The following is an 8,418-nucleotide window of genomic DNA, read 5'->3' as shown; positions in this document are numbered from 1 at the left end:
TATCCCAGGAGGTCGCAGATGAACACCCGCCACGACGTAGCCATTCTCGGCGCAGGCATCGCCGGTTCGATCCTGGGCGCCGTACTCGCCCGCAACGGCGCCAAGGTGCTGCTGCTGGACGCCGGCACCCACCCGCGGTTCGCCATCGGGGAGTCCACCATCCCCTACACCTCGGTGCTGATGAAGGTCGTCAGCGCCCGCTACGACGTGCCGGAGATCGCCCACCTCGCCAGCTTCCAGAGCGTACGCAAGCACGTGACCGGGGCCTGCGGCGTCAAGCGCAACTTCGGCTTCGTCTACCAGCGCGAGGGCCAGGCCCAACGGCCCGACGAGGTCAACCAGTTCGTCATCCCGAAGATGCTGCACACCGAGAACCACTTCTACCGGCAGGACATCGACGCCTACATGGCGTACACCGCCGCCTCCTACGGCGCGGTCCTGCGGCAGCAGACCCGGATCCAGGACGTCGACATCGACGGCTCGGGCGTCACCTTGACCACCGACCGCGGCGAGACCTTCCAGGCCCGCTACGTGGTCGACGCCAGCGGCCACCGCTCCCCGGTCGCCGAGCACTTCGGCCTGCGCGAACAGCCCACCCGCTTCAAGCACCACTCGCGCTCGCTGTTCACGCACATGGTGGGCGTCACCCCGTACGACGACGTCATGCGCAACCCGTCGCAGTACGGCAACCCCAGCCCGTGGCACCAGGGCACCTTGCACCACGTCTTCGACGGCGGCTGGCTGTGGGTGATCCCCTTCGACAACAACAAGGGCGGCACCAACCGGCTGTGCAGCGTCGGCCTCACCCTGGACCCGCGCCGCCACCCGCGGCCCGACGGCCCGCCGCAGCAGGAATTCGACGAATTCCTCAGCAGGTTCCCCGACATCGCACCGCAGTTCAAGAACGCCCGCCCGGTCCGCGAGTGGGTCTCCACCGGCCGGTTGCAGTACTCGACCACCAGCACCGTCGGCGACCGCTTCTGCATCACCGCGCACGCCGCCGGATTCATCGACGCGCTCTACTCCCGCGGCCTGACCAACACCCTCGAAGTCGTCAACGTCCTGGGCTACCGGCTGCTCGACGCGATCCGCGACGACGACTTCTCCCGCGAACGCTTCGCCTTCGTCGAGCAGTTGGAGCAGGGCCTGCTCAGCGCCAACGACGACCTGGTCAACAGCTCCTTCATCGCCTTCCGCGACTACGAGATGTGGAACGCGGTCTTCAGGACCTGGGCGATCTCCACCGTGCTCGGCACCTTCCACCTCGAAGGCGTCTACGACCGGCTGCGGCGCGGCGGCGACACCGGCCCGCTGCGCGAGATGGAGCACTCCAAGTACCTCGGCTCGCCCTTCCCCACCCACGACGGCTGCAACGAACTGCTGCGCCACACCACCGCCGTCAGCGAGCAGGTGGAGAACGGCACCATCACACCGCAGGAGGCGACCCGGCGGCTGTTCGCGCAGCTCTCCGCCGCCGACTTCATCCCGCCGCCGCTCAACCTCGACAAGCCGGGCAACCACTTCTTCCACGCGACCCCCGCGCGCATGGCGCGCACCGTCGCCTGGGCCCGGACCAAGGCACCCGCCGACATCGCGGGCACGGTGACCCACGCCATGCGCGGCTTCGCCATGGAACGCGTCGCGCACGGCGGCTGACCCATCCGTATCCGACCCGAACAGGTGATGGGCACCATGAGAACCGACCCCGACCACATCGGAGACGACCAGCGTGACCCGGACGTCACCGTCCTGGGCACCGGGATCACGGCCACCTCGCTGGCCGTGATCCTCGCCCGGCACGGCCTGCGCGTCCTGCTGCTCGGCGAGCACGACACGTCCGGCAGCGAGCCGGGTGAGATGACGCTGCCGTGCACCTCGTTCCTCTACGAGGTGATCGCCGAGCGCTTCCGGGTGCCGGAGATCGCGCTGCTCGCCGACGCGGGACGGGTCGGACGCGAACTGTCGTACAACTGCGGCGTGCAGCGCACCCTCGGCTTCGTGCACCACCACGAGGGCGCCGGGCACCGGCGGGCCGACTCCCTCCAGTTCAACATCCCCTCGGAGCACGGCGAGAGCCGCTTCTACCGGCCCGACCTGGACGCCTGGATGCTCGCCGCGGCCGTCGGGTACGGCGCCCGGGTACGGCAGCGGGTCCGGGTCGACAAGGCCGTCGCCGAGGACGACCGGGTACGCCTGACCCTGACCTCGGGCGAGGAGATACGCACCCGCTTCGTGGTCGACACCGGCGGCCCCGACTCGGCCGTGGCCCGCGCGCTCGGCGCCGAGCGGGTCTCCGGGGGCACCGGCACGCGGGTGATCGGCGCGCACGCCGTCGGCGTACGGCCGTACGAGCGGGTCGCGCCGGTCCTCAAGGGTTCGCACCCCTGGTCGCAGGGCACCTTGCACCACGTCTTCGACGGCGGCTGGATACAGGTCGGCCACTTCCGCAACGGCTCGGGTACGCCGGCCGGCTCCGCGCTCGCCACCGTCACCCTGTCGCTGGACGCCGCCCGCTTCCCCCGGCAGGGGACCGACGGCTGGGAGGAGATCCTCGCCCGCGCCGCCCGTCACCCGGCCGTCGCCGCCCAACTCGCCGACGCCCAGCCGATGTTCTGCTGGACGGCCGACTCCGGCCAGTGGCACGCCTCGCGCACCGTGGGCGACCGCATGCTGCTGCTCGACGGCTCCGCGCTCGGCGGCGACCCGGTCCTCGGCCGCGACCTCTACACCTCCGCCCAACTCGTCTACTCCGCGGCCTCCGACATCCTCGCCGCGGCCAGGGACGACGACTGGTCGGCGGGCCGCTTCCGCTATCTGGAGCGTTTGCAGCACGGCATGGCGGACCGTCAGGACCGCCTGGTGGACGCCGCGTTGACCGCCAGTTCGCACCCCGCGCTGTGGAGCGCGACGGCCAGGGTCTGGCTGCTGGGCACCATGTTCGACGCGCTCTCCCTCAAGCGGAGCGCCAAGACGATGGCGTCGGGCGCCGCCGAGGCCGCCCTCACCTCGCTGCGCGCCGACCCCGCCACCGGTGTCTGCCACGAGACGCTGCCGGAATACCGCGAGCTGCTCGACTTCACCCTCGCCGCCTGCCGCGACACCGCCGAGGGCCGCGCCACCGCCCGCCAGAGCGCCGACCGGATCTTCGTCCGCCTGCGGAACGAAGCGATGGTGCCGCCGATCTACGGCTTCGGCGACCCCACCGACCGCGAGTACGTCCTCACCACCCCGCAACGGGTGCGCACCCTGCTGTGGGCGCGCAAGGAAGCACCACCGGGAGTGCTGCGCCTGGTGCGGCCCTACGGTGCGCGCGGCGGCGGAAAAGACCTCGGCCATGACGACTGACCAGGAACAGGACATCCGACGCAGACTCGCCCACCTGGGGATCGTGGACATGGAAGCAGACACCGGAACCAAGAGGTTCCCCGCCCAGGCCCTGCCGCCGGAGCCGTCCGCCATGCGCCAGGTGTGCGGGCACTTCACCACCGGCATCACCGTCGTCACCAGCGTGATCGACGGGCAATGGGTCGGCGCCACCGTCAACTCCTTCACCTCCGTCTCGCTGGAACCGCCCCTGGTGCTGTTCTGCCTGCGGCACGACTCCCGGCTGCTGGCCGCCGTCCGCGCCACCGGGACCTTCGCCGTGAGCATCCTCGGCGCGGCACAGGGCCCGGTCGCCATGGGCTTCGCCGCACCGGGACCGACCCGCTTCGACGGGCTGGACTGCCTCAGCGGCAGCGCCGGCGCGCCCATCCTGCGCGACGCCATCGGCTACCTGGAGTGCAAGGTCGCCGACGAGTACCACGGCGGTGACCACCGGATCGTGGTCGGCGCCGTCACCTCGCTCGGCACGCTGGAGGACGACGGCCCGCTCACCTTCTACCGCGGACGGCTCGCCCGGCTCGACAAGGAGCGCTGACCATGAGCATCGACCTGACGCGACAGCCCGTCGCCGAGGCCGTGCCCCCGTACCCCCACCCCTCCGCGCCGCTCGACCTGCGCACCCTGCCCGAGGTGCGCACCCTGGTGGACGCGCTGCGGCTGCGCGCCGCGACACGGCCGGACGACACCGCCTTCGTCTTCCTGCACGACGGCGAGGAGCCGCAGGACCCGCTGACCTACGGCGCCCTCGACGCCGACGCCCGGCGGCACGCCGTCGCGCTCACCGCGGCCGGACTCGCCGGCCGCAACGCCGTACTGCTCTACCCCTCAGGATTCGATTTCGTCCGCGCCCTGCTCGGCTGCATGTACGCGGGCATCGCCGCGGCGCCGGTCCAGGTGCCCAGCCGGGTCAGCGGACTCCAGCGGCTGCGCGGCATCGCCGACGACGCGGACACCCACGCCGTCCTCACCACGGCCGCCGTGGCACGCGAGCTGCGGGAGCGGTTCGGCGACCGCCCGGAGCTGACCGGCCTGACGCTGATCCCCACCGACGAACTTCCCGAGGACGCCGCCGGGGGCGCGGACCCGGAGCAGTGGCACGGCACCCTGCCGGGACCGGGCGACACCGCGCTGCTCCAGTACACCTCGGGGTCGACCGGCGACCCCAAGGGCGTGATGGTCACCCACGCCAACTTCATGGCCAACGCGCGGGAGACCGACGACCTGTGGCCCTGCGGCCCCGGCGCCACCGTGGTGTCCTGGCTGCCGCTCTTCCACGACATGGGCATGCTGTTCGGGATCGTGCTGCCGCTGTGGGCGGGCCCCACCTCGTACCTGATGACACCCGAGGCGTTCATCCGCCGCCCGGCCCGCTGGCTGGAGGCGATCTCGCGGTTCCGCGGCACGCACGCCGCCGCGCCCGGCTTCGCGTACGACCTGTGCGTGTCAGCCGCCGCGGAGGGCCGGATCGGCCCGGGACTCGACCTGTCCAGTTGGCAGGTCGCGGGCAACGGCGCGGAACCGGTGCGCTGGCGGACCATCGAGAACTTCGCCGCCGCCTTCGCCCCCGCGCGCTTCGACCCGCGCGCGATGTGCCCCGGCTACGGGCTCGCCGAGAACACCCTGAAGGCCACCGGCGACCGCGTCGACCGGGAACCCGCCGCCCTGTGGGTCTCCGACGACGCCCTGCGGGACGGCGTGGTCCGGCAGGTCGACGCGGACGCGCCCGGCGCCGTGCCGATCGTCGGCTGCGGCGCGCCGGAGCCCGGGACCCGGATCAGGATCGTCGACCCCGCGACCCTGAACCCGCTGCCCGACGGCCGCGTCGGCGAGATCTGGATCAACGGGCCCTGCGTCGCGGCCGGCTACTGGGGCCGCCCGGAGGCGAGCAAGGAGACCTTCTGGGCCCGCACCGCCCCCGCCGCCGACGACAGCCACGAATACCTGCGCACCGGCGACCTCGGCTTCCTCCACGACGGCACCCTGTACATCAACGGGCGGCTCAAGGACCTCGTCATCCGCGCGGGCCGCAACCACTACCCGCAGGACATCGAACTGTCCGCCGAGACCGCCGCCCCCGGCCTGCGCCCCAACTGCGCGGCGGCCTTCTCCGTGGACGACGGCAGCACCGAGAAACTGGTCGTCGTCGTGGAGGCCGACGGGCGGACCCTGCGCGAGACCGGTACGGAACGGCTGCACAGGCTTGTACGTGAGGCGGTCTGGGACAATCATCGGCTGGAGGCGGACGACGTACTGCTGGTGCGGCGCGGCACTCTGCCCAAGACCTCCAGCGGCAAGGTGCGACGCCGCGCCTGCCGACAGCTCTACACGGACGGATCGCTGGCCGACGCCGTCGTACGAAGCGGCTGACGTCCGGGCCCCGCGACGCCCGCACGGCCAGGTCATGACGCACCGAGGAGACACCGTGTCCGCAAGCCCAGGAAGAGGAACCACCGCCGAGCGGCTGTCCGAACTCACCCGCAGGCGGGCCGAGTCGGCGCGGCTGGCGACCGACGCACCAGCCGTCGCGCGCCAGCACGACAAGGGCAAGCTCACCGCCCGCGAACGCATCGACGCCCTGGTCGACCCGGGCAGCTTCGTCGAGCTGGACGCCATGGCCAGGCACCGCTGCCACGACTTCGGCATGGACCGCCAGCGTCCGCTCGGCGACGGCGTGATCACCGGATACGCCACGATCGACGGCCGCCGGGTCTGCCTGTTCGCCCAGGACTTCACCGTCTTCGGCGGCAGCCTCGGCGAGGTCTACGGCGAGAAGATCCTCAAGGTGATGGACCTGGCGCTGCGCACCGGCTGCCCCATCATCGGCATCAACGACTCGGGCGGCGCCCGCATCCAGGAGGGCGTGGTCTCCCTCGCCCTCTACGCCGAACTGGTCAAGCGGCACGTCCAGGCGTCCGGTGTCATCCCGCAGATCTCCCTGATGACCGGCCCCTGCGCGGGCGGCGCCGTCTACGCCCCGGCGATCACCGACTTCATCGTCATGGTCGAGGGCATCTCCCACATGTTCGTCACCGGGCCCGACGTGCTGAAGACGGTGACCGGCCACCAGATCGACCGCGAGGAACTGGGCGGCGGCTACAGCCACAACGCCGTCTCGGGCAACGCCCACCACCTCGCGCGCGACGAGAAGGAGGCGTTCGAGTACGTCCGCCTGCTCCTCGGCTACCTCCCGTCGAACAACATGGACGACGCGCCCGACTACGAGGTGCGCGCCGCGGAGGAGTTCACCGCCGCCGACCTCGCGCTCGACGAGCTGATCCCCGACGAGGCCAACCGGCCCTACGACATGCACCAGGTGATCCACACCGTCCTCGACGACGGCGAGCTCCTCGAAACGCAGGAACTGTTCGCCCGCAACATCATCTGCGGGTTCGGCCGGGTGGAGGGCCGCAGTGTCGGCGTGGTCGCCAACCAGCCCTCGCACATGGCCGGGGCGCTCGACATCGACGCCAGCGAGAAGGCCGCCCGCTTCATCCGCACCTGCGACGCCTTCCACATCCCCGTCCTCACCTTCGTGGACGTCCCCGGCTTCCTGCCGGGCCTGGAGCAGGAACGCGGCGGCATCATCCGGCGCGGAGCCAAGCTGATCTACGCCTACGCCGAGGCCACCGTCCCCATGGTCACGGTCGTCACCCGCAAGGCGTACGGCGGCGGGTACGGCGTCATGGGCTCCAAGCACCTCGGCACCGACGTCAACCTCGCCTGGCCCACCGCCGAGATCGCCGTCATGGGCGGCGAGAGCGCGGTCACCGTCCTGCACCGCCGCGCCGTCGAGCAGGCCGAGGACCCGGCCGCCGAGCGCGACCGGCTGCGCGCCGAGTACGAACAGGCGCTGTGCAACCCCTACGTCGCCGCCGAGCGGGGCTACGTGGACGCGGTGATCATGCCGCACGAGACCCGCGGGCAAGTGGCCCAGGCGCTACGCGCGCTCGCCGACAAGCGGGTGACGCGGCTGCCGCGCAAGCACGGGAACATCCCGCTGTGAGCGGCGCGCGCGACCCCGACATCCGGGTGGTGCGGGGCGAGCCCACCGCCGAGGAGCTGGCCGCACTGCTCGCGGTGTGGGCGGGCGCCGGCGCCGCGCTCGGTGACGAGCCCGCGGCGCGGCGGTCACCTTCGCGGCGATCGTGGCGGCGGGGCACGGTCCCCGCCCCGGACCGCGGCCCCGGCCAGTGGCGGCGCGGCGGCCGGAGCGGCGGCTGGACGCCGTGAGCGCGGCCGGCCGACGCGCGGCCCCCTGACCGCCGCGGGGCGTCGGAGCCGGGAAGCCGCCGGAGTCGGGGAAGCCGAACCAGCCAAATGAGCCAAGGGAGCCATCGTGCGCAAGGTGCTCATCGCGAACCGCGGTGAAATTGCTGTCCGCGTTGCCCGTGCCTGCCGGGATGCGGGGATCGCGAGTGTGGCGGTGTACGCCGATCCGGACCGGGACGCGGTGCATGTCCGGGTGGCGGATGAGGCGTACGCGCTGGGCGGTGACACTCCGGCGACCAGTTATCTGGATGTCGCCAGGGTGCTGGCCGCCGCGGCGGAGTCGGGTGCGGACGCGGTGCATCCGGGGTACGGATTCCTGTCGGAGAACGCGGAGTTCGCGCAGGCGGTCCTGGACGCGGGTCTGACGTGGATCGGTCCGCCGCCGCAGGCGATCCGGGATCTGGGTGACAAGGTCGCGGCGCGGCATATCGCGCAGCGTGCGGGTGCGCCGCTGGTCGCGGGGACCGCTGATCCGGTGTCGGGGTCGGATGAGGTCGTGGCGTTCGCTGAGGAGCACGGGCTGCCGATCGCGATCAAGGCGGCGTTCGGCGGTGGCGGGCGGGGTCTGAAGGTGGCCCGGACGCTGGAGGAGGTGCCGGAGCTGTACGACTCCGCGGTGCGTGAGGCGGTCGCGGCGTTCGGCCGCGGGGAGTGCTTCGTGGAGCGCTACCTGGACCGTCCGCGGCATGTGGAGACGCAGTGCCTGGCCGACACGCACGGCAATGTGGTGGTGGTCTCCACGCGTGACTGCTCGTTGCAGCGGCG

At 72.0% G+C, this 8,418-nt stretch carries 7 protein-coding genes; all 7 read left to right on the top strand.

Annotation, left to right across the window (positions count from 1 at the left end; all coding sequences use genetic code 11):
• Positions 1 to 18 precede the first annotated feature (18 nt).
• The gene (locus ACFZAM_RS19890; RefSeq protein WP_355334782.1) at positions 19 to 1,656 is read left to right on the top strand and encodes an FAD-dependent oxidoreductase; all 1,638 of its coding nucleotides are present in this window, start codon (positions 19 to 21) and stop codon (positions 1,654 to 1,656) included.
• A 36-nt stretch (positions 1,657 to 1,692) separates the two neighbouring features.
• A complete protein-coding gene (locus ACFZAM_RS19885; protein ID WP_391047682.1) occupies positions 1,693 to 3,345 on the top strand; it encodes an NAD(P)/FAD-dependent oxidoreductase in 1,653 nt (550 codons plus the stop codon).
• Entirely contained in the window at positions 3,335 to 3,919 is a 585-nt protein-coding gene (locus tag ACFZAM_RS19880; RefSeq protein ID WP_391047680.1) for a flavin reductase, read from the top strand. Before ACFZAM_RS19885 ends, ACFZAM_RS19880 begins: the two co-directional genes overlap by 11 nt.
• Before the next feature lie 2 nt (positions 3,920 to 3,921).
• Positions 3,922 to 5,751, top strand: coding sequence for an AMP-binding protein (locus ACFZAM_RS19875; RefSeq protein ID WP_391047677.1), 1,830 nt, complete (start codon positions 3,922 to 3,924; stop codon positions 5,749 to 5,751).
• Positions 5,752 to 5,785: 34 nt separating this feature from the next.
• The gene (locus ACFZAM_RS19870; RefSeq protein WP_391047674.1) at positions 5,786 to 7,387 is read left to right on the top strand and encodes a carboxyl transferase domain-containing protein; all 1,602 of its coding nucleotides are present in this window, start codon (positions 5,786 to 5,788) and stop codon (positions 7,385 to 7,387) included.
• Positions 7,384 to 7,614: an acyl-CoA carboxylase epsilon subunit gene (locus ACFZAM_RS19865; protein ID WP_391047672.1), complete on the top strand. Its 231-nt coding sequence runs from the start codon at positions 7,384 to 7,386 to the stop codon at positions 7,612 to 7,614. The genes ACFZAM_RS19870 and ACFZAM_RS19865 overlap by 4 nt, the downstream gene beginning before the upstream one ends.
• Positions 7,615 to 7,720: 106 nt before the next feature.
• On the top strand, positions 7,721 to 8,418 hold a 698-nt coding region (locus tag ACFZAM_RS19860), incomplete at its 3' end, for a biotin carboxylase N-terminal domain-containing protein (RefSeq protein WP_391047669.1).

This window comes from Streptomyces sp. NPDC008079 (assembly GCF_042957385.1).
Classification (GTDB): domain Bacteria; phylum Actinomycetota; class Actinomycetes; order Streptomycetales; family Streptomycetaceae; genus Actinacidiphila.
This window is presented reverse-complemented; position numbering and strand designations above follow the sequence as displayed.